Source organism: Aggregatibacter sp. oral taxon 458 str. W10330, from assembly GCF_000466335.1.
Classification (GTDB): domain Bacteria; phylum Pseudomonadota; class Gammaproteobacteria; order Enterobacterales; family Pasteurellaceae; genus Aggregatibacter.
In genome coordinates this window covers 41,544-63,421 of sequence record NZ_KE952623.1, presented here as the reverse complement: position 1 = coordinate 63,421, position 21,878 = coordinate 41,544, and the positions used below count along the sequence as shown (strand labels likewise).

The 21,878-nt window shown below is 41.4% G+C and carries 19 protein-coding genes, 2 pseudogenes and 1 riboswitch; of the genes and pseudogenes, 18 read left to right on the top strand and 3 right to left on the bottom strand.

What is annotated here, in order from left to right; all coding sequences use genetic code 11:
• Window positions 1-25: 25 nt before the first annotated feature.
• Window positions 26-198: riboswitch (Lysine riboswitch) on the top strand.
• A gap of 95 nt (window positions 199-293) precedes the next feature.
• The 11 genes and pseudogenes from HMPREF9065_RS00980 to trpA all read left to right on the top strand — a co-directional run bounded on the left by HMPREF9065_RS00980 (window position 294) and on the right by trpA (window position 11,845).
• Window positions 294-1,826, top strand: a complete 1,533-nt coding sequence (locus tag HMPREF9065_RS00980; protein WP_033002760.1) for a Na+/H+ antiporter NhaC family protein — start codon at window positions 294-296, stop codon at window positions 1,824-1,826.
• Window positions 1,827-2,142: 316 nt separating this feature from the next.
• The gene (locus tag HMPREF9065_RS00985) at window positions 2,143-3,861 is read left to right on the top strand and encodes an acetolactate synthase 3 large subunit (RefSeq protein ID WP_021616949.1); all 1,719 of its coding nucleotides are present in this window, start codon (window positions 2,143-2,145) and stop codon (window positions 3,859-3,861) included.
• A complete protein-coding gene (gene ilvN / locus HMPREF9065_RS00990) occupies window positions 3,861-4,352 on the top strand; it encodes an acetolactate synthase small subunit (protein ID WP_021616948.1) in 492 nt (163 codons plus the stop codon). The genes HMPREF9065_RS00985 and ilvN overlap by 1 nt, the downstream gene beginning before the upstream one ends.
• 260 nt (window positions 4,353-4,612) lie before the next feature.
• Window positions 4,613-6,238: a phosphoethanolamine transferase gene (locus HMPREF9065_RS00995; protein ID WP_021616946.1), complete on the top strand. Its 1,626-nt coding sequence runs from the start codon at window positions 4,613-4,615 to the stop codon at window positions 6,236-6,238.
• Window positions 6,239-6,270: 32 nt separating this feature from the next.
• Window positions 6,271-6,938, top strand: a pseudogene (locus tag HMPREF9065_RS01000) (fused MFS/spermidine synthase).
• Entirely contained in the window at window positions 6,874-7,143 is a 270-nt protein-coding gene (locus HMPREF9065_RS10400; protein ID WP_021616944.1) for a hypothetical protein, read from the top strand. The pseudogene HMPREF9065_RS01000 and the gene HMPREF9065_RS10400 overlap by 65 nt, the downstream one beginning before the upstream one ends.
• Window positions 7,125-8,384, top strand: a complete 1,260-nt coding sequence (locus tag HMPREF9065_RS09745) for a fused MFS/spermidine synthase (protein WP_021616943.1) — start codon at window positions 7,125-7,127, stop codon at window positions 8,382-8,384. The genes HMPREF9065_RS10400 and HMPREF9065_RS09745 overlap by 19 nt, the downstream gene beginning before the upstream one ends.
• Window positions 8,385-8,644: 260 nt before the next feature.
• Window positions 8,645-9,400 carry an SDR family oxidoreductase gene (locus HMPREF9065_RS01010; RefSeq protein ID WP_021616942.1) on the top strand — a complete coding sequence of 252 codons (756 nt, stop codon included), beginning with the start codon at window positions 8,645-8,647 and terminating at the stop codon, window positions 9,398-9,400.
• Window positions 9,393-9,833: a hypothetical protein gene (locus tag HMPREF9065_RS01015; RefSeq protein ID WP_021616941.1), complete on the top strand. Its 441-nt coding sequence runs from the start codon at window positions 9,393-9,395 to the stop codon at window positions 9,831-9,833. The genes HMPREF9065_RS01010 and HMPREF9065_RS01015 overlap by 8 nt, the downstream gene beginning before the upstream one ends.
• Window positions 9,834-9,842: 9 nt before the next feature.
• Window positions 9,843-11,042 carry a tryptophan synthase subunit beta gene (trpB, locus tag HMPREF9065_RS01020; RefSeq protein WP_021616940.1) on the top strand — a complete coding sequence of 400 codons (1,200 nt, stop codon included), beginning with the start codon at window positions 9,843-9,845 and terminating at the stop codon, window positions 11,040-11,042.
• Entirely contained in the window at window positions 11,039-11,845 is an 807-nt protein-coding gene (gene trpA / locus HMPREF9065_RS01025) for a tryptophan synthase subunit alpha (RefSeq protein ID WP_021616939.1), read from the top strand. Before trpB ends, trpA begins: the two co-directional genes overlap by 4 nt.
• A 70-nt stretch (window positions 11,846-11,915) precedes the next feature.
• On the opposite strand, the pseudogene birA reads toward trpA, so the two are convergent.
• Window positions 11,916-12,863: pseudogene (gene birA / locus HMPREF9065_RS01030) on the bottom strand (bifunctional biotin--[acetyl-CoA-carboxylase] ligase/biotin operon repressor BirA); the annotation flags it as partial.
• A gap of 136 nt (window positions 12,864-12,999) precedes the next feature.
• Between birA and guaB the strand changes: the two are divergent.
• Window positions 13,000-14,466, top strand: a complete 1,467-nt coding sequence (guaB, locus tag HMPREF9065_RS01035) for an IMP dehydrogenase (protein WP_033002759.1) — start codon at window positions 13,000-13,002, stop codon at window positions 14,464-14,466.
• Window positions 14,467-14,562: 96 nt separating this feature from the next.
• Here guaB and HMPREF9065_RS01040 read toward each other — a convergent pair whose 3' ends face one another.
• Both HMPREF9065_RS01040 and HMPREF9065_RS10425 read right to left on the bottom strand, forming a co-directional pair.
• Window positions 14,563-15,582: a branched-chain amino acid aminotransferase gene (locus HMPREF9065_RS01040; RefSeq protein WP_021616936.1), complete on the bottom strand. Its 1,020-nt coding sequence runs from the start codon at window positions 15,580-15,582 to the stop codon at window positions 14,563-14,565.
• Window positions 15,583-15,621: 39 nt separating this feature from the next.
• Complete coding sequence (locus HMPREF9065_RS10425; RefSeq protein ID WP_021616935.1) at window positions 15,622-15,756, bottom strand: hypothetical protein; 135 nt, start codon at window positions 15,754-15,756, stop codon at window positions 15,622-15,624.
• Between the two features lie 282 nt (window positions 15,757-16,038).
• Between HMPREF9065_RS10425 and HMPREF9065_RS01045 the strand changes: the two genes are divergently transcribed.
• The 6 genes from HMPREF9065_RS01045 (at window position 16,039) to yfbR (ending at window position 21,364) form a co-directional block, all read left to right on the top strand.
• Window positions 16,039-16,944, top strand: coding sequence for a transcriptional regulator GcvA (locus HMPREF9065_RS01045; RefSeq protein ID WP_021616933.1), 906 nt, complete (start codon window positions 16,039-16,041; stop codon window positions 16,942-16,944).
• Window positions 16,937-18,025: a 23S rRNA (cytidine(2498)-2'-O)-methyltransferase RlmM gene (gene rlmM / locus HMPREF9065_RS01050; protein ID WP_021616932.1), complete on the top strand. Its 1,089-nt coding sequence runs from the start codon at window positions 16,937-16,939 to the stop codon at window positions 18,023-18,025. Before HMPREF9065_RS01045 ends, rlmM begins: the two co-directional genes overlap by 8 nt.
• 133 nt (window positions 18,026-18,158) lie before the next feature.
• Entirely contained in the window at window positions 18,159-18,611 is a 453-nt protein-coding gene (nrdR, locus tag HMPREF9065_RS01055; RefSeq protein ID WP_006718479.1) for a transcriptional regulator NrdR, read from the top strand.
• The gene (gene ribD / locus HMPREF9065_RS01060; RefSeq protein ID WP_021616931.1) at window positions 18,611-19,735 is read left to right on the top strand and encodes a bifunctional diaminohydroxyphosphoribosylaminopyrimidine deaminase/5-amino-6-(5-phosphoribosylamino)uracil reductase RibD; all 1,125 of its coding nucleotides are present in this window, start codon (window positions 18,611-18,613) and stop codon (window positions 19,733-19,735) included. Before nrdR ends, ribD begins: the two co-directional genes overlap by 1 nt.
• Window positions 19,736-19,742: 7 nt before the next feature.
• Entirely contained in the window at window positions 19,743-20,756 is a 1,014-nt protein-coding gene (gene degS, locus HMPREF9065_RS01065; protein ID WP_021616930.1) for an outer membrane-stress sensor serine endopeptidase DegS, read from the top strand.
• 11 nt (window positions 20,757-20,767) lie between these two features.
• On the top strand, window positions 20,768-21,364 hold the full coding sequence (gene yfbR, locus HMPREF9065_RS01070; protein ID WP_021616929.1) for a 5'-deoxynucleotidase: 597 nt from the start codon (window positions 20,768-20,770) through the stop codon (window positions 21,362-21,364).
• Window positions 21,365-21,878: the final 514 nt, after the last annotated feature.

The following is a 21,878-nucleotide window of genomic DNA, read 5'->3' as shown; positions in this document are numbered from 1 at the left end:
TTTATTGTAGTCTTATAGCGTCCTATACATACGTAGAGGTGCAAACGTTATAAGTATATTTTCAGAGTGGATAACGATGAAGAAAATGGAAAGGAACGTTTGCCGAAATCAGTTAAGAGTCGTTTTAGCTGGTTGGTGGCGTCTTCGAAAGAACCGTCACTGTCATAGTCAATCAAACTATGGAGCGCTACTGGTTAGGTTAGGTCTTTATTTGCCTGCCTTTTTAAATTATTTCTAGTTATTCTAAGTATTTAAAGTCAGTGGTTCTCCCTTAATTTTAGGTAGAACACCATATGGAACTCATCGATTACTCATCGTCAATTTGGTCAATTATTCCCCCATTGCTTGCATTAGCATTAGCGATTATTACGCGTAAAGTGCTCCTTTCTTTGAGCGTGGGTATCTTAGTCGGCGCCGCCATGCTGGCAAATTTTGAACCGTTAAATACCTTGGTGTATTTAAAAAATAATATTGCTTCCCTCTTCATTAAAGAAGGTGGATTAAATAGCAACAACATTAACATTCTGCTTTTCTTATTATTGCTTGGCGTTTTGACCGCACTTTTAAGCATGTCTGGCAGTAACCGAGCCTTTGCTGAATGGGCGCAAAAGCACATCAAAGGTCGCCGAGGTGCTAAATTAGTGGCAGCCTCTTTAGTTTTTATCACCTTTATTGATGATTATTTCCACAGCTTAGCGGTGGGTGCGATTGCGCGTCCAATTACCGATAAATTCAAAGTTTCTCGCGCGAAGTTAGCTTATATTTTAGATTCGACTGCTGCGCCAATGTGCGTATTAATGCCGGTATCCAGCTGGGGCGCTTACATTATTACGCTTATTGCAGGTTTATTAGCCACCTACTCCATTACCGGCTACTCACCCATTGGAGCGTTTATGGCAATGAGCGCCATGAACTATTACGCGATTTTCTCAATTATCATGGTCTTTTTTGTTGCCTATTTTTCTTTTGATATCGGTGCGATGGCAAAACATGAAAAATTAGCTCTAAGTGCAGAAGAGATTACCGAAACGCAATCTTCTGAGGTAAAAGGCCATGTACGTAATCTTGTATTACCGATTTTAACCTTAATTATCGTGACCATTTCTGCCATGATGTATACCGGTAATGAAGCCTTAGCAGCTGACGGCAAGCCTTTCTCTATCTTAGGGGCATTTGAAAATACCACTGTTGGCGTGTCATTAGTTACCGGGGGTTTAAGTGCGGTTTTGGTTGCATCACTGTGTATTTTTGCCGATCGTTTGGTGAATGTTCCCGAATATGTTAAAGCTTGGGGCGTGGGAATTAAATCCATGTCCGGTGCAATTCTCATTCTATTCTTCGCATGGACAATTAATAATGTGGTAAGTGATGTGAAAACCGGTGCTTATTTAGCGTCTTTAGTTTCTGATACATTGCCACTTGCCTTATTGCCGGCATTGTTATTTATTTTAGCTTCTGTCATGGCGTTCTCTACCGGCACCAGCTGGGGAACATTCGGTATTATGTTGCCAATCGCTGCGGCTATTGCCTCTCACGCCATGCCGGGATCTGTAGAATTTATGCTGCCTTGCTTATCTGCCGTCATGGCAGGAGCCGTTTGCGGTGACCACTGCTCACCGGTATCCGATACCACCATTTTGTCTTCCACTGGGGCAAAATGCGACCACATGGATCACGTCACCTCCCAATTGCCTTATGCCCTTACCGTGGCAATAGCAACTATTGCAGGTTATGTTGTAGTGGGGTTCACCTACTCCGGCTTACTTGGTTTTATTACTACAGGTGCCGTGCTCACCTTACTCGTGTTTATCTTTAAAAAGCGATAAATTGTGATCTCGCGCACAAAAATCAAATTTAAAATTAAATTCTGTAATTTTTATAAAATGCGACATAAAGTCGCATTTTTTCTATATAAACTAAAAGTTAATTTATAAAATTTCAAAAATATAAATTTATACAGAATTTTATCTCGCAAAATAGGCTAAAAAACTAAATCCTCTCTTAACTTTTCAATAGACAAGCAAACCTCTTTTCGTTAAGAATAATCTCCATTGAACCGCAATGCGCCAAACTTATACTATCGGTATAAAAGTGCGGTCAAAAAAAGCGATACTTTTTTAAAGCAAATAGGAAGAGGTAAAAATGAAGAAATTATCGGGAGCAGAAATGGTCGTTCAATCCTTGCGTGATCAAGGTGTTGAATTTTTATTTGGTTATCCGGGTGGGGCGGTTTTAGATATTTACGATGCAATCCATACTTTAGGGGGCATCGAACACATTTTAGTACGCCACGAACAAGCGGCAGTACACATGGCTGACGGCTATGCACGAGCTACCGGCAAAGTGGGTTGTGTTTTAGTCACCTCCGGCCCGGGCGCCACCAATGCCATTACCGGTATTGCCACGGCGTATGCGGATTCCATTCCGTTAGTGGTACTTTCCGGACAAGTTCCATCAGGGTTAATTGGTAGCGATGCCTTCCAAGAATGCGACATGATAGGTATCTCCCGTCCGGTCGTGAAACACAGCTTTTTAGTTAAAAACTCGGAAGACATTCCGAGTATCATAAAAAAAGCTTTTTATATTGCCTCCACCGGCCGTCCCGGTCCTGTGGTCATTGATTTACCAAAAGATGTTGTTAATCCATTAAACAAATTTGCCTACACTTATCCGGAAGAAGTCACTTTGCGTTCTTACAGCCCAACGGTGCAAGGTCACAAAGGGCAAATCAAAAAAGCCTTAAAAGCCTTATTGGTGGCCAAAAAACCGGTGCTTTTTGTGGGCGGTGGTGTGATTTCGTCCAACTGCCACGATGCCTTAACACGCTTTGCTAAACAGTTAAATTTGCCAGTCACCTCTTCTCTTATGGGTCTAGGCGCGTTCCCGGGTACGGATAGACAATTCCTCGGGATGCTTGGTATGCACGGCACTTATGAAGCCAATACGGCAATGCATAACAGCGACTTGATTTTAGGTATCGGCGTTCGCTTTGACGATCGCACCACCAATAATCTCGCAAAATATTGCCCACATGCCAAAGTAATTCACGTGGATGTGGATCCCACCTCCATTTCCAAAACCGTACCGGTGGCGATTCCGATTGTCGGCAGCGCAGAAAGCGTATTAGATGAATTTTTATCATTATTAGAAGATGAAAACCTTGCGAAATCTCAATCGGATTTAACGGATTGGTGGAAACAAATCGAACAATGGAAAGCCGTGAAATGCTTAGATTTCGATCGTCACAGCCGCGTAATCAAACCTCAGCAAGTGATTGAAACCATCTATCGTTTAACTCAAGGTAATGCTTATATGGCATCGGATGTAGGACAACACCAAATGTTTGCTGCATTACACTACCCGTTCGACAAACCACGTCGTTGGATCAACTCTGGTGGTCTCGGCACCATGGGCTTCGGTTTGCCTGCAGCACTTGGTGTCAAACTGGCCGATCCAAAAGCAACGGTAGTTTGTATTACCGGTGATGGAAGTATTCAAATGAATATTCAAGAGCTTTCTACTGCGAAGCAATATGACATTCCTATCGTTATTATTTGTTTGAACAACCATTTCCTCGGCATGGTGAAACAATGGCAGGATTTGATTTATTCCGGTCGCCATTCGCAAACTTACATGAATTCGTTACCGGATTTCGTGAAATTAGCGGAAGCCTACGATCATGTGGGTATTCAAATCGCCAAACCGGAAGAATTGGAAGAAAAGCTTAAACAAGCGTTCAGCATTAAAAATAAACTGGTCTTTGTTGATATTAATGTTGATGCAAACGAACACGTTTACCCAATGCAAGTGCGTGGCGGCGCCATGAATGAAATGATTTTAACTAAACCGGAGAATGCATAATGCGTAGAATCTTATCCGTATTACTCGAAAATGAATCAGGCGCGTTATCCCGCGTCGTCGCCTTATTCTCACAACGCGCTTTCAACATCGAAAGCCTGACTGTGGCCCCCACAGATGATCCAACGTTATCCCGTATGACTATTGAAACCTACGGCGATGAACAAGTGTTGGAGCAAATTGAAAAGCAATTGCACAAATTGGTGGATGTGTTCAAAGTGATTAATTTAAGCGACAGTGAACACGTTGAGCGTGAAGTGATGTTAATTAAAGTTCGTGCGCAAGGCGTAGCGCGGGAAGAACTGAAACGTTTGACGGATATTTTCCGTGCACAAATTGTGGACGTTACCACGAAATCTTACATTATCCAACTCACCGGCACTAAAGATAAACTTGATGCCTTTGTAAACACGCTGAAAGAAGAAGCTGTTGTCATCGAGATCGTCCGCTCCGGTTTAGTGAGCTTACCACGAGGTGAAAAAGGCTATTTATAGCCGTCATATCCACCTTAAGTGCGGTTGAAATTCAAAATGTTTTTTGTCCCAAGCGTTGAATTTAACTTGAACAAAGAAGGCTAAACATCGCATAATACCTAAGCCCCAATCGTGGGGCTTAATCAATTCGTTCATTCCCTTTCTAAATACAGATAAAACTGACAAAATTTTAACAAATCTTTACACTACTCTCCGTAATAATCATTGAGTCAATAAGTCATTACGTATAAAATACGGAAAATTTTACATTTTATTTACTTATGTCTAAAAATTTTCTTAATTATCTACGTTCTCGCCTATTTTGGTTATGGCTATTTTGGTTTTCTTTTCTTACCCAAACTATTTCTCCTGAAGATAGCATTTTTTATGGATTATTTGTTATATACATCCTCTATTACTTAATTTTTTCATTTAATCGAAAAATATTTTGGTATTTTGTCACATTTATTACAATAACATTATCTCTTTATTATCCTGTCTATTTATCTTATGGCAAGCCAAATTCCGGTATTATTGCCGCGTTTTTTGAAACTAACCCGGCAGAATCTTTTGAATTTTTAGGGAAACTTAAATTATCTAATTTAGGATTACCCATATTATTTATATTCTCTTTTTATGTTTTATATAAACTAAAAAAATATGCGATTAACCAAGTAGAAATCTCAGCAAAAGAACAAAAACATAAAAAAATCTTAAACGGCTTTCTTGCTATTGTGACAATCTTCAGTGTGATCTGGGTGCCAACCCAGTTCTATATTCAAAATGTATCCAATGATAAAGTGGATGCACACTGGACATTGGCTAATAGCCCAGTTAATCTCATTTCATTTTATGCTAACATCATTGAAAGTATTGCTGATTATTATCATGATAAAAGCGATCTTGAAAATGTGCAAAATATTACTCCACCTTGGCATATTATTTCGGCGAAACCTCAATATAAGAATTATGTTTTAATTATTGGTGAAAGTGCGAGAAGAGACTATATGTCAACTTATGGCTTTAATTTACCCACCACGCCATTCTTAGATAAAACAAAGGGATATATTAATGCAGGTTATATTTCTAGTGCACCAGCTACTTATCATTCACTGTTAAATACATTACATTTCAATCCCAAAGATAAGGGCAAAAAAGATTACTCTTATAATATTATTACATTAGCTAAAATGGCCGGTATAAAGACGTTTTGGTTATCCAATCAAGGCAGTATTGGCAAATATGATACGCTCGCCAGCCGATTAGGTGTGGCTGCCGATTTTCATTACTTCACCAAAAAAGGCGGTTTTACGACAAATAATGCCGATGATATGGCATTATTAGATGAACTAAAAACCAGATTCAAGGAAAAAACTTACTCAAATAATGTGAGACTTTTTGTGATTCACTTAATGGGTTCACATCGTAATTTTTGTCAACGACTTAAAGAAGAAGAGAAAAAGCTGGAATTTATTAATGAGAGTCTCTCTTGTTATGTAAACACAATTTTAAAAACAGATAAATTGATTGAGGAAGTAGTGGCTTTATTAAAAGAACAAAATGAGCCTTATTCGTTAATTTATTTTTCAGATCATGGTTTATCTCATACCCATAAAGAAGATAAAAAAGAGGTTGATTTAGATTTTGGTGATAAATACAAACAAAACTTTGACGTTCCTTTTGTTAAAATATCTAGTGATGATAAGGTTCGGGAGGTAGTTAATCTTAAACGAAGTGCATTTAACTTTATTTATGGTTTCTCTCAATGGATAGGCGTAGAAACAAAAGAGTTAAATCCCCATTATAATTTCTTTTCAAATAAAGATGATAAGGATATTAAAGTTTTTAACTTTGAAGAAAATATTCCTTATGACACATTAAAGGATGATAACATTCCAACATTTTAATCTATTACTTATATTAGGATTAGGGTAACACGATGAATCAATATAGTGCTAAAACAGTAAAAGCCGTCTTTTTTATGTCAGGCTTTGCCGCATTAATCTATCAAATCGCTTGGCAGAGAATGTTATTTACCGCCTTTGGTGTGGATCTAGAATCTATTACTATTATTATCGCCGTTTTTATGGCAGGTCTTGGTATCGGCGCTTACTTTGGTGGGCGTATAGCGGATAAATTTTCTAAACATATCATTCTTTATTTTGCCCTGACCGAGATTGGTATTGGTATCTTTGGTTTCGCAAGCCCGACCTTAATTGAGTTCGTCAAAGCGTTATTCTTGCACTCAAGTGTGACAACTGTTGCTTTGTCTAACTTTATATTGCTGCTTTTCCCAACATTTCTCATGGGAAGCACATTGCCACTATTAACACAATATTTGAACCAGCATTTTGATAATATTGGCAATAATATTGGCTGGTTATATTTTACCAACACATTAGGTGCAGCATTTGCTTGTATAAGTGTTGGTTTTTTCCTATTTAATCACTTAACCATTACTCAAGTAATTTATTTAGCAGCAATCGTTAACTGTCTTGTTGCAACAATTATTTTTATTAAATACGGAAGAAAGGGGTAAATCATGACAATCACGAAAAAAGCAATCATCCTGTCCTTCTTAAGTGGTTTTCTCAGCTTAGGGCTTGAGGTGATTTGGATTAGATTATTTAGTTTCTATGGCGTCTCTCTTCCGCAAATTTTTTCATTAACACTTGCGCTATTTTTATTAGGTATTGCCTGCGGTTCTCTGATTGGTAAAAATCTATGTCAATCCGGTAAAGGAAATATCAACTATATTGGTTATTCCTTTATTTTTCAGCACTACTTGATTGTTTGGCAATTGCGCTATTAATTTATTTCCCAATTCAAGGTATATTCGGTATTTTTATTATTTCCATTTTCTTTTGTGCATTAGCACGGGGAATTGTTTTCCCAATCGTGCATCACCTTGGTGCAGAACAAAAGAAAACCGGCGCGGCAATTTCTAATGTTTATTTTGCCAATGTTATCGGCTGTACCATCTCACCAATACTGATTGGTTTTTACCTTTTAGATATTTTTACCACACAGCAGACCTATTTTCTCGTTATATTCATCACGTTGTTGACTGCCATGCTTTGTGTAAAAGAAAAATGGTTAAAAATAGCGACTGCCATTGCAAGTATCATGGTGATTACAACAACCCTAACTTTACCTGAAGAAATCATTCATTCACTGGCAAAAAGGATGGATGATGATGGAAAACCATTAAAATTAGAGAAATTAATTGAAAATAAACATGGCTTTATTCAAGTTTATTTAAACGATAAAAACGATGAACTGGTTTTTGGTGGTAATGTTTATGATGGCATGTTAAATACCAGCTTGACAAATAACCATAATGGTATCGAACGTGCCTACTTATTACCGGTTATTGCGCCTCATGCCAAAAATATTTTAGTGATTGGCTTAAGTACAGCATCATGGACAAGGGTACTTACCTCCATGCCGGAATTAGAATCCATGACGGTTATTGAACTTAACCCTGCCTATCCGCAACTTGCCGGTATGTATCCTGAAATGCAAAAATTCCTACAAGATAAACGCGTTAATCTGATTACGGATGATGGCCGTCGTTGGTTAAATAAAAATCCGGAGAAAAAATTTGATTTTATTCTGATGAATACAACATTCCACTGGCGAAATTATTCAAGCAATTTGCTAAGTCAAGAATTTTTAACGCTAGCAAAAGCGCATTTAAATCCGAATGGCTTTATTTATTTTAATACGACCAGTTCCCTTGACGCTCACTATACCTCAAAAGCGGTTTTCCCATACAGCTATAGCTATATGAATATGTCATTAGCTTCATTGAATCCAATTCCTGAACTCACTAAAGAGCAAGTGGAATACAATCTATCCCAATTAAAATGGGAAAATGTGCAACCGGTATTCAGTTCTCAAGCAGAGCTAGAAAATGCGGCATCTCAAATTTATGGCAAACCATTAATCCCATACGAAAAGATCGATTTTTCCTCGTTAAATCGCAAACCGGAAGTGATCACCGATACCAATATGATTACAGAATATAAATATGGTGCCTTTAATCAATAGTGTGAATACTAAGGAGGCCAAGGCCTCCTTGATTCATTTTGTTGCCATGATTCTTTCCGGTATCGCCACTCAAAAATAGCAGAAAAAATCACCGCACTTCTCGTGATTCTTTTTTAGATCGAGCCTCTTTTTCAAATCTTTACAGAAAACCCTATATTTTTTTGTACTAGTGTAGTAGTATGTTGTTCATTGTAAAAAGTGCGGTCATTTTTTAAATCAATGTTGCCGCACACCAATTCCACAATTAAGGAGAAATCAACATGACAAAAATTGCATTAGTCACAGGCGCTACTGCCGGTTTTGGGAACGCCATTTGTCGCACATTATTGAAAGCCGGTTATTTAGTCATCGGTACAGGAAGAAGACAAGAACGTTTAGCGCAATTAGAACAAGAATACGGCAAACAATTCTTTCCTCTCGCCTTTGATATTTCGGATCGTCACGCAGCTGAAAAGGCATTAAAAACACTGCCGGCAGAATTACAAGCCATTGATTTATTGGTGAATAACGCAGGCCTTGCTCTTGGCTTAGAAACAGCGGACAAGTCCGATTTAGATGACTGGGAAAAAATGATCGATACCAACGTGAAAGGTTTGGTCACCGTAACCCGTTTGGTTTTACCGCAAATGGTTGCGCGTAATCAAGGGCATATCATTAATTTAGGCTCGATTGCCGGCAATTACGCCTATCCGGGCGGTAACGTTTACGGCGGCACAAAAGCCTTCGTGAAACAATTCAGTTTAAACCTCCGTGCTGATTTAGCCGGCACCAACGTGCGTGTTTCCAATGTAGAACCCGGTTTATGTGGCGGCACAGAATTTTCCAACGTGCGCTTTAAAGGCGATGATGCCCGTGCAGCACAAGTGTATGAAAACGTACAATATGTCACGCCGCAAGATATTGCCAATATCGTGTTATGGCTTAACCAACAACCGGAGCATGTAAACATTAACCGAATTGAAGTTATGCCGACAGCACAAACCTTTAACCCGTTAAAAGTAAGCAAAAATGACTAAACAACCTGGAAAACTTTCCCGTTTTTTAACTGAAATTACTGAGCCTTATTTGGCCTTTTTACGTGGGCTAACGCCTGCCTTGCTGTTTTTTGTGCTGTATATGGTGATGACGGAATACATTAAAGATCCGGAGTTTAGAAAAGGATTATTTTTCTACATTAATGAGCCTGATTTAATCGACATCGTCTATTATGTCATCCGTTGCTTTGTCGCCATTCCATTGTTAATTATGCTCTCTGCTTACTTACTCAGTTTACGGAGTTTTTACTTAAAGCAACAAAATATCCTTGCCGAGATTGGTTTTAGCCCGATGGCAACCTTTTTACTTTGGGCAATTTTTTGGTTAATTCAACTGATTTCAAGTGTATTTGTTGTTTTATTCGCTGTCATAAATTTCTACAAAATCTACGATAGCCTGTTTTTAATGTCATAAGGAAAGCCTATGTCAGACACGATTTTAAACCCTTATTTCGGTGAGTTCGGCGGTATGTACGTGCCGGAGATTCTCATACCGGTGCTACAACAATTAGAAAAAGCGTTTGTTGAAGCCAAAGACGATCCCGAATTTCAACGTGAATTTCAGGATCTACTGAAAAATTATGCCGGCAGACCGACCGCACTTACCCTTTGCCGTAACTTAACCAAAGGCACGAAAGCCAAAATTTATTTAAAACGGGAAGATTTGCTCCACGGCGGTGCCCACAAAACCAACCAAGTTTTAGGGCAAATTTTACTGGCAAAACGCATGGGCAAAACTCGCATTATCGCAGAAACCGGCGCCGGGCAACATGGCGTTGCAACGGCCCTTGCTTGTGCCATGTTGGATATGCCTTGCCGTATTTACATGGGCGCCAAAGACGTGGAACGTCAATCACCCAACGTATTCCGTATGCGTTTAATGGGCGCTGAAGTGGTACCTGTACAAAAAGGTTCCTGTTCCTTAAAAGATGCGTGTTGTGAAGCCATGCGTGATTGGTCGGCAAATTATGAAACCACCCATTATTTATTGGGTACGGCGGCAGGCCCTCACCCCTTCCCAACCATTGTACGCGAATTCCAAAAAATGATTGGCGAAGAAACCAAACGTCAAATCTTAGAAAAAGAAGGTCGTTTACCGGATGCCGTGATTGCGGCGGTAGGCGGCGGCTCAAACGCTATCGGTATGTTTACGGATTTCATTGATGAACCGAATGTGCGTCTAATTGGCGTAGAACCTGCCGGTCACGGCATTGAAAGCGGTGAACACGGCGCGCCGTTAGGCCATGCGAAAGTGGGTGTTTATTTCGGGATGAAATCGCCGTTAATGCAAACAGAAGACGGACAAGTGAAAGAATCCTACTCGATTTCTGCGGGGCTAGACTTCCCTTCTGTCGGCCCGCAACACGCCTATTTGCAAAGTATTGGTCGCGCAGAATACCCAAGCATTACCGATGACGAAGCCTTAAATGCGTTCCAAGCACTTGCAAAACATGAAGGCATTATTCCAGCATTGGAAAGCTCTCACGCGTTGGCGCAGGCGTTAAAAATGATTCATCAGGAGCCGAATAAAGAACAAATTGTGGTGGTGAATTTATCCGGTCGTGGCGATAAAGACATTTTCACCGTAGATAAAATTTTAAACGAAAAAGGAATGCAATCATGAGCCGTTTTGAAACGACCTTTGCCCAGTTAAGCGCAAAAAAGGAAGGTGCATTTGTTCCTTTCGTTACCTTATGCGATCCAACCTTTGATCGTTCTTTTGAGATTATTTGTACCCTCGTGGATAACGGCGCAGATGCCCTAGAGTTGGGCTTTCCCTTTTCTGACCCTTTATTGGATGGTCCGGTAATTCAAGCCGCCAATAATCGTGCGCTTAACGCCGGGCATAGCACGGAAGACAGTTTTAAATTGCTTGCCAAAGTGCGGTCAAAATATCCGGAGATTCCCATTAGCCTGTTGCTTTGCGCGAATTTAATTTTTGCCAAAGGCTTGGATAATTTTTATCAACGTTGTGCGGAAGTCGGTGTGGATGCCGTTTTAGTGGCAGACATTCCATTATTGGCAAAAGAAGACTATGTCCAAGCAGCCAAAAAATACAGTGTTCAGCCCGTCTTTATTTGTCCGCCGAATGCGGATGCCAAAACGGTGCAAGGTGTGGCTGAAAATAGCGAGGGCTATACTTATTTGGTTTCTCGTGCCGGCGTGACCAGCGCAGAAAACCAAGCGCATGCGGCTAACTTAGATACCCTTGTTGAACAACTCAAGGCTCACCATGCCCCACCGATTCTGCAAGGTTTCGGCATTGCTCAACCATCGCAAGTAAAAGAGGCATTACAACTTGGTGCAGCCGGTGCGATTTCCGGTTCAGCAACCGTAAAAATCATTGAGCGAAATTTAGAAAATCATGCCCAATGTTTAACGGAGCTCGCTGAGTTTGTTCGCAGCATGAAAGCCGCCACGAAATAACAGAAAATAATTCCATTAAATATGGCACCTTAACGAATTAACCTTTGCTAAGGTGCTTTTTCATCACCTTTTACTTTTTCCGTAACGAGACTTCACCCGCATTAAAATATTGCACACCCTTTTCTGTCATGAGACATAAATGACCTTGTGCATTAATCCCCTGTTCAATACCTGAAATGGTGCTTTTTTCGCTTATCACATTCACTTCAGTACCTAGATAGGCATCATATTCCAGCCATTGTTGTTGCATTTCCGCATCAATGCCGTGCTGTTCAAAACGCGCTAAATAACGATAAATGGTATTGACCATTTGTATGATCAATTTCTCACGATCAATATGTGGGAAAAATTCCGTCAACTCTGCCCAAGGTTGATCGATTTGTTTTTCTTGCCCAAGAGAAACATTCATGCCAATGCCAACGACCAAATTGAGTTTACCATTCGGTCGGTTTACAATTTCTACCAAAATGCCGGCAAGTTTTCGCTCATTGACCAAAATATCATTCGGCCATTTGACTTGAAATCCGTACATGTCCAATTCAACCAACGCCTGCACAATCGCCAAGCCAATCACGGTACTTAATCCATCTAAAGGTTTACGAGGATCCAATTGCCAGTAAAAACTCATGATAATTTGCCCGGCAAAAGGCGAAATCCATTGTCGCCCACGACGACCACGCCCGGCGGTTTGATATTCAGCCAAGCAAAGATCCCCTTTTTGAAGGTGAGCAACATTCTCTAATAAATATTGATTGGTTGAAGAAATGACCGGTTTAACCACCACATGATAAGGCTTTAACGCCTCCGCTAGACGTTTTTCATTTAATAAAGGTAATTCGGGGATCACATAAAGATGCTCGTTTTCTAGTGTAAAATGCAGTCCTTGTTGCTCCATCTGGCGCACTTCTGCGAATAATTCCTCTTTGCTGCAAGCTAAAAGTGCGGTCAAATTTTCCAATGAATTTTCCACCTCGCTTGTCAGTAATTCTAATAATTTCGCCATAAATTCTTCCTGTTTTTCAGCGTTTGAATAGCCGTTATCATACGCTAAAAAAGCAAATTTTTTATCATTTTTTCTTTTCAAATACAGGATGGATCTGTATAATCCGCCCGCAATATTTTTTCATCATTTTAACTTAAAGAGAGATATTGCAATGGCATTACGCATTTTAAAAGAAGCACTCACATTTGACGACGTTCTTCTTGTTCCAGCTCACTCCACTGTGTTACCGAACACTGCTAACCTTTCTACTCAATTAACCTCAACAATTCGTTTGAACATTCCTATGTTGTCAGCGGCAATGGATACGGTAACCGAAACGAAATTAGCTATTTCCCTTGCACAAGAAGGCGGTATTGGCTTTATTCATAAAAATATGTCCATTGAACGCCAAGTGGATCGTGTGCGTAAAGTGAAAAAATTTGAAAGTGGTGTGGTTTCCGATCCCATTACGGTAACACCCACATTAACCATCAGTGAATTAAAAGCCATTGCACAGAAAAATGGCTTTGCCGGCTATCCGGTTGTCGATGCTGAAGGTAATTTGGTCGGTATTATCACCGGTCGTGATACCCGCTTTGTTTCAGATCTAAACAAAACCGTTGCCGATTTCATGACACCGAAGTCTCGCCTTGTCACCGCCAAAGAAGGGGCAAAACGTGAAGAAATTTTCCAATTAATGCACGAACATCGCGTAGAGAAAGTGTTAATTGTTGATAATAACTTCAAATTAAAAGGCATGATTACCTTAAAGGACTATCAAAAAGCAGAACAAAAACCGAATGCCTGTAAAGACGAATTCGGCCGTTTACGCGTAGGCGCAGCGGTTGGCGCAGGCCCAGGCAACGAAGAACGCATTGATGCCTTAGTCAAAGCAGGCGTCGATGTCTTATTAATCGACTCTTCTCACGGACATTCCGAAGGCGTATTACAACGTGTACGTGAAACACGCGCAAAATACCCGAATCTACCGATTGTTGCCGGTAACGTCGCCACTGCAGAAGGCGCGCTCGCCTTGGCTGACGCCGGTGCTAGTGCAGTCAAAGTGGGGATTGGCCCTGGCTCTATTTGTACCACCCGTATTGTCACCGGCGTGGGCGTGCCACAAATTACCGCCATTTCTGATGCGGCTGAAGCCTTAAAAGATCGCGGTATTCCGGTCATTGCCGACGGCGGTATCCGTTACTCCGGCGACATTGCGAAAGCACTTGCGGCAGGCGCCAGTTGCGTCATGGTCGGTTCTATGTTTGCCGGTACAGAAGAAGCACCGGGCGAAATTGAATTGTATCAAGGTCGTGCGTTCAAATCTTATCGTGGCATGGGCTCTCTTGGCGCCATGGCGAAAGGCTCAAGCGACCGTTATTTCCAATCCGATAACGCTGCCGACAAATTAGTGCCGGAAGGCATTGAAGGCCGTATTCCTTATAAAGGCTTGCTCAAAGAAATCATTCACCAACAAATGGGCGGATTGCGTTCTTGCATGGGCTTAACCGGCTGTGCCACCATTGATGACTTACGCACAAAAGCCCAGTTTGTGCGTATTAGTGGTGCAGGCATTAAAGAAAGCCACGTGCATGATGTTACCATCACCAAAGAAGCCCCGAACTATCGCATGAGCTAATTGAACTTTCGAGTAACAAACAAAAAAGTGCGGTGGATTTTTAAAATAGTTTTAAATCCACCGCACTTTTTCTTTTCGGTATTTTTTAATATCTCACTACTCGACTTTCACAATCCAGCCTTCCGGCGCTTCGACATCGCCAAATTGAATACCAGTGAGTTCATCGTAAAGACGTTTAGTAATTGGGCCGACTTCGGTTTCTGAATAGAACACATGGAAGTCATCGCCATATTGAATGCCGCCGATAGGTGAAATAACCGCGGCGGTTCCGCAAGCGCCTGCTTCGGCGAATTTATCGAGTTCATTGATATAGACATCACCTTCAATGGTTTCCATACCTAAACGTTCTTTGGCTAAGTGAAGCAAAGAATATTTGGTAATACTTGGCAAAATGGAGTCTGAACGTGGTGTGATAAATTTATTATCGCGCGTAATGCCGAAGAAGTTTGCCGCGCCCACCTCTTCAATTTTGGTATGGGTTTTCGGATCAAGATAAATGGCATCGGCAAATTGGCGTTTTGCGGCAAGTTCATGTGGTAATAGGCTTGCAGCGTAGTTTCCGCCGACTTTGACGCCACCGGTGCCATGCGGTGCTGCTCGGTCATAATCAGTTACCAAGAAATTAGACGGTTTCATGCCACCTTTGAAATAAGCACCAACCGGACAACAGAACACACAGAAAAGGTATTCTGGTGCAGGGCGTACGCCGATATTTTCGCCAACGCCAATAACAAATGGACGCAAATAAAGTGTGGCACCGGTGCCATAAGGAGCTACCCATTTTTCGTTAGCTTTCACCACTTCTTTACAGGCGCGAATAAATAATTCTGTTGGCACTTGTGGCATTAACAGGCGATCACAGGTGTTTTGCATACGTTTCGCATTTTGATCCGGACGGAAAAGGTTGATGGAGCCGTCTTTGCAACGGTACGCTTTTAAGCCTTCAAAACATTGTTGTCCGTAATGCAGTGCTGTAGAACCTTCGTGAATATGTAATGTGCTATCTGTCGTTAATTCACCGTTGTCCCATTTGCCGTCTTTCCAACAGGCGATAAAACGATAATCTGTTTTGATATAACTGAATCCGAGATTTTTCCAATCAAGTAAGTCTGACATGCTATTTCCTTAATATATTTCGATTAAATCGTTTTTAATCTACACCATTCCATTTGGATTGAAAATATTTTCATCATAAAAATCACTGAATTTTTGAAATAATAACGGCATTGTTTTTGGCGTTTTGTGAACTGGCGCAAGAAATAAACGGCTAACTATGGTAGAATTTTGCATAAAAAACACCGCTCTTTTGCGGAGCGGTGTCTGGCGAAAATGGCCGAATATACAGGAAATGAAAAGAAAGTGTAACTTTCGTTACTCACGTTTGGAAAAACCAAACAATATGCAAACACAACATCATACTTAATTGAAAATCTTAACAAAGAAGAAATCACGATTTAAGTATGGTTTCATTCTAAGTAGAATGCGCATAATGGGCAAAAGAGATTTTTTTATCAAACTGATTAAAAAAAATAATCTGATTGTTTTCTAAAAAATGAATCACTGAGAAATACTATGTATAAACGTTTGCCACCTTTAAATTCGCTCAAAGCATTTGAATCTGCCGCCCGATTTTTAAGTTTCACAAAAGCGGCAGATGAATTGTTTGTGACGCAAGCGGCAATTAGCCATCAAATCAAACTACTAGAAGATTTCTTAGGCGTTGCATTATTTAAACGCAAAAATCGTGCGCTGGAATTAACGGATTTTGGCAAAGCCTATTATGCCGACATCACGAAAATCCTACACCGATTGGTTGAGGCAACGGATAAATTGCTGGCCTTAAAAAATGATAAACATTTAACCATCAGCGTGCCGCAAACCTTCGGTATTCAGTGGTTAGTGCCACGTTTGAGCGAATTTAATAAATTGTATCCCGACATTGAAGTGCGCTTAAAAGGGGTCGATCAAGATGAAGGTCTGCTCAGCCAAGATATTGATATAGCGATTTATTACGGCAAAGGCAACTGGGATAACTTACAAGTGGATCCCTTGGTGGAAGAAGATTTGCTCATTCTCGCCTCACCGAAGTTATTGGCACAAAAGCCGATTCATCAGCCGCAGGATTTAAAACAGCATACCTTGTTGCACATTCATACCCGCGATAATTGGCAACATATGGCAAATTATTTGGCATTGGAAGAATTGAATATTCAGCAAGGCCCAATCTTTAGCCATACGTTCATGGCATTGCAAGCGGCAGTTCATGAACAAGGCATCGTGCTTGCCAATCGACTTTTAGCGCAACAAGAGTTGGACAACGGCAATTTACAACCGGTATTTGATACCCATTTGCGGGATCCGAAATCCTTTTATGTGGTCAATCATTTAGATAACAGTAATGATGAGCGCATTGTGGCGTTTCGTTCCTGGATCATTCAAACCATTAATCAAGAAGAAAATAAACAAGAAAATGAATAAGTTGGCATTATATTGTCGGATGGGATTTGAGCGCGAGTTGGCGGCAGAAATCACCGATAAAGCAGCAGAAAAAGGCGTCTTTGGCTTTGCCCGTGTTACCGAAAACAGCGGCTATGTGATTTTTGAATGTTATCAGCCCGGTGAGGCGGATTTATTAGCGCGAGAATTGCCCTTTCAACAGCTGATTTTTGCGCGTCAAATGATCGTGGTTTCCGATTTGCTGACGGATTTACCGCAACAGGATCGCATTACCCCGATTCTTCAACAATATCAACAGATTGCAGAGACCATTCCATTAAAAAACAGCAATGAATTATGGGTAGAAACCGCCGATACGAACGAAGCGAAAGAATTACTGGGATTTTGCCGTAAATTCACTGTGCCACTGCGCCAAGCATTGAAAAAGCAAGGCTGGCTGAGTGCCAAAAATCACCTAAAGTGCGGTCTGACATTGCATGTTTTTTTCTTACAAAATAATGCGTGTTATGTGGGCTACTCTTACAATCACAATCATGCTGCACACTTAATGGGCATTCAACGTTTAAAATTCCCTGCCGATGCGCCAAGCCGTTCGACATTAAAATTGGAAGAAGCCATTTTGAATTTTATTCCGCGCCAAAAAGAAGCGGAATTGCTTAACGAAACCATGTATGCCGTTGATCTCGGTGCTTGTCCGGGCGGTTGGACATATCAGTTAGTGAAACGTGGTTTATTTGTATATGCTGTCGATCACGGCAAAATGGCAGCCAGTCTGCATGATACGGGGCGCATTGAGCATTGCGCGGAAGACGGTTTTAAGTTTCAGCCGCCGAAACGACGTAAAATTGATTGGCTGGTGTGTGACATGGTAGAGCAGCCAAGCCGAATTGCCGAGTTAATGGTGAAATGGCTGTTGAACGGTTGGTGTCACAGCATGATCTTTAATTTGAAGCTACCGATGAAAAAACGCTATACGGAAGTACAACAATGTCTGCAATTTATTGCGGATAAATTGTCCCAACAAGGGTTAAAATTCCAGTTACAGGCAAAACACCTGTATCACGATCGGGAAGAAATCACGGTTTACTTGCGTTTGCTATAAACGATTGTCTTGAAGTAAGACTTATAATTTTTGGTTTTTTATACCGCACTTTGTGCAAATAATTTGTAAAATAACTGCGCTATTTACGCCAAAGTGCGGTTGTTTTTTTCGCTATTTATGATGGGAGACAAGTATGCGTTGTCCTTTTTGTTCGACAGAAGAAACCAAGGTAATCGACAGTCGTTTGGTTTCTGACGGTTTTCAGGTGCGTCGCCGCAGAGAGTGCGGTCAGTGTCACGAACGTTTTACGACCTTTGAAACGGCAGAATTGATTGTGCCGAAAGTGATTAAAAATAACGGCAATCGTGAGCCATTTAATGAAGATAAATTACGTCGTGGTATTCAGCATGCCTTGGAAAAACGCCCTGTGAGTGCGGACGATGTGGAAAAAGCCATTAGCCGTATTATTCATAAATTGCGTGCGACCGGTGAGCGCGAAGTGCCGAGTAAATTGGTGGGCACGTTAGTGATGGAAGAATTAAAGAATTTAGATAAAGTGGCGTATATCCGTTTTGCCTCTGTCTATTTGAGTTTTGATAATATCAACGAATTTAGCCAAGAAATCGAAAACTTAAAGGATCATTGATGAACGAACCATTTAGCCCGCAAGATGTTGCTTTTATGCAACTGGCGCTTGATTTAGCCAAACAGGGCGAGTTCACCACAACGCCAAATCCTTCCGTGGGTTGTGTTTTGGTGAAAGATGGCAAGGTGGTCGGCAAAGGGTTTCATGCGAAAGCCGGTGAGCCGCATGCGGAAGTGATGGCATTACGTGAAGCTGGGGAAAAGGCACGTGGCGCAACCGCCTATGTCACCTTAGAGCCTTGTTCTCATTTTGGCCGTACGCCGCCTTGTGCGAAAGGCTTGGTTGAAGCCGGCGTGAGTAAAGTGATTGCGGCGATGTGCGATCCGAACCCACAAGTTGCCGGTAAAGGGCTACAGATTTTAAGCGATGCAGGCATTCAAAGTGCGGTGGGATTATTAGAAGAAAATGCCGAACAGCTAAACAAAGGTTTTTTGAAACGCATGCGTACCGGCAAGCCTTTCGTGCAGTTAAAACTGGCCATGAGTATTGACGGCAAAACCGCCATGGCAAGTGGCGAAAGTAAATGGATTACCAGCGCGCAGGCCAGGGCGGATGTGCAGCAATATCGCGCCAAGGCTTCCGCAATCTTATCGACTTCACAAACAGTACTGGCGGATGATCCCAGCTTAAATGTGCGTTGGGAAGAATTACCGTCTGACGTAAAAGCCGGTTATGCCCAAGAAAAATTACGCCAACCGGTGCGTGTGATTTTGGATTCCTCTCACAAAGTGCGGTCGGATTTTAAGGTGTTTTCAACGGAATCACCGGTTTGGTTGGTGGGCGAAGATAATTATCCGCTTACTGGCTTTCCGGTCTTTACCGAGTACTTACAATTAGACCGAAATCAAGGCGAAACGCGCTTGCAGGCATTGATGGCAGAGTTAGGCAAACGCCAAATTAACACCCTTTGGGTGGAAGCGGGCGCGACGTTGGCAGGTGCATTAATTGCTGAAAATCTGGTGGATGAACTGATTATTTACATGGCGCCAAAATTACTAGGCGATCAAGCTAGAGATTTATGCCATTTACCTAATTTAACGCAACTTGCCGATGCGCCTTTATGGCAACTACAATCTTGCGAGCCTGTCGGCGACGATCTCAAATTAATTTATATAAAAAAATGAGGAACTGATGCTAAAGAAACTTTTTCATTCGGCGATTATCGGCTTGGCTTCCGCTGCCGTGATTTTGTATGTCATGCCTAAAATCACCGAATCTCAACATGATGTTGCTTCTTATCGGGATGCTGTGCGTATTGCCTCGCCTGCCGTGGTGAATGTTTATAATCAAGCCTTTACTTCCTCTTCCTCTCAGTTCCAAGTGAATAACTTGGGGTCCGGCGTGATCATGTCGAAAGACGGCTACATTCTGACTAATAAGCACGTGATTCAAAATGCCGATCAAATTGTGGTGGCATTGCAAAACGGTAACATTTTTGATGCGGCACTCATTGGTTCGGATGCATTAACGGATTTAGCCGTGTTAAAAATCAAAGCGGACAATTTATCTACGATTCCACAAAACCCAAACCGCCCTGTGCATGTGGGGGATGTGGCGCTGGCCATTGGTAATCCATACAATTTGGGGCAAAGTGTGTCGCAAGGGATTGTTAGTGCGGTAGGGCGTAGTGCGGTCGGTGAAGCGCTGGGGCGCCAAAACTTTATCCAAACTGACGCCTCCATTAACCGAGGTAACTCCGGTGGTGCGCTAATTAATTCTGCCGGTGAGCTATTGGGTATCAGCACCTTAAGTATTGGTAAAACCGCCAATGAAATTGCAGAAGGGCTAAATTTTGCCATTCCCATTGATTTGGCAAACGACGTTATGAAAAAAATTATTCGTGATGGACGTGTTATTCGGGGGTATTTCGGTGTACAAACGGATATTTTATTTAGCAACGGGCAAGGCGCATCTTCGCAAGGTGTGCTGATCACCAGCATTATTCCGAATAGCCCGGCAGCAAAAGCCGGGTTACAGGCAGGCGATATTATTCTGAAAATCAATGAGGTCGAGGCACGTTCACCGGCAGAAATGATGAAACTTATCGCGGATGTGCGTCCGAATACACGGGTTCAGGTTGAGATTTCCCGCTTGGGCCAAGTGTATAACATTCCGGTGGTTATCGAAGAATATACCCTTAATTAATAGGTGGTGGCATGGAACAAGTTAAAACCAGTCATTTTTTTGCCTGTTTGGATCGTCTCAGATTGATTCAGCGCTGGTCGCTCATGCGCAATATTGAACGAGAAAATTTGGCGGAACACAGCTTGCAGGTGGCTTTTGTTGCCCATGCATTAGCACTCATTAAAAACCGTTTTTACGGTGCCCAACTCAACGCGGATCGAATTGCTGTCATGGCGATGTATCACGACACCTCAGAAATTTTCACCGGCGATTTGCCTACACCAATCAAATATTTCAATGAAGAGATCACGCACGCCTATAAACAAATTGAAACAGCGGCTGAATTGCATTTAATGAGTTTACTGCCGGAAGCATTACAAGCCGATTTTTTACCTTATTTGGATAATCAATGTTTTGCAGAGGAAGAAAAGCACATTGTGAAACAGGCGGATTTAATTTGCGCTTATATAAAGGTGAAATTTGAGCTGGAAAACGGCAACCAGGAATTTAAATCGGCAAAAGTGCGGTTAGAAAAATTGATGGATCAATGGCAAAGCCCCGAAATGGATTATTTTTTGCAGGTGTTTGTACCGAGTTTCGGTAAATCCATTGATGAAATTACGTTGTAAATTTTGTTCCCTCAAAAATTAAATATTCTTAATAAATTCATTGAGCAATTGTTTATTTGAATGTGACTTTTTCTTAGAAAAATAGGGCTGTATCATAAAAGATAGCCATAATAATTAGGGATTTCCCTTAAAGAAACCCACTAGTTTCTTAATCGCATTGCCCACAATAAACTACCCGTACAAACACCAAGTGCACCAATGCGATTATTATCCTCTTAAGGTTAGTTATTGAAATAATCAATTATGTAGCTAATGTCTGCCACACGGGCCGATGGGCTTTCCAAAAAACACGGTTCGCCACAGCTTTCTCCTTGCTCGCTAGCATCATAAGTCACTGAAAAAACTTGCTTCGGCAAGTTTACCCACATAAAGTCTGGCGGTTTATTCTTTCACTCCGCCGCCCAGATGAACAACTACACTGGTGTGGATATTGTTGGGTTTCCTCAACGTTTTCAGGAGGAAAAGCATGGCCACCAATTTAATGCCGTTTCGTGGGATTTAGATACGTTGTTGT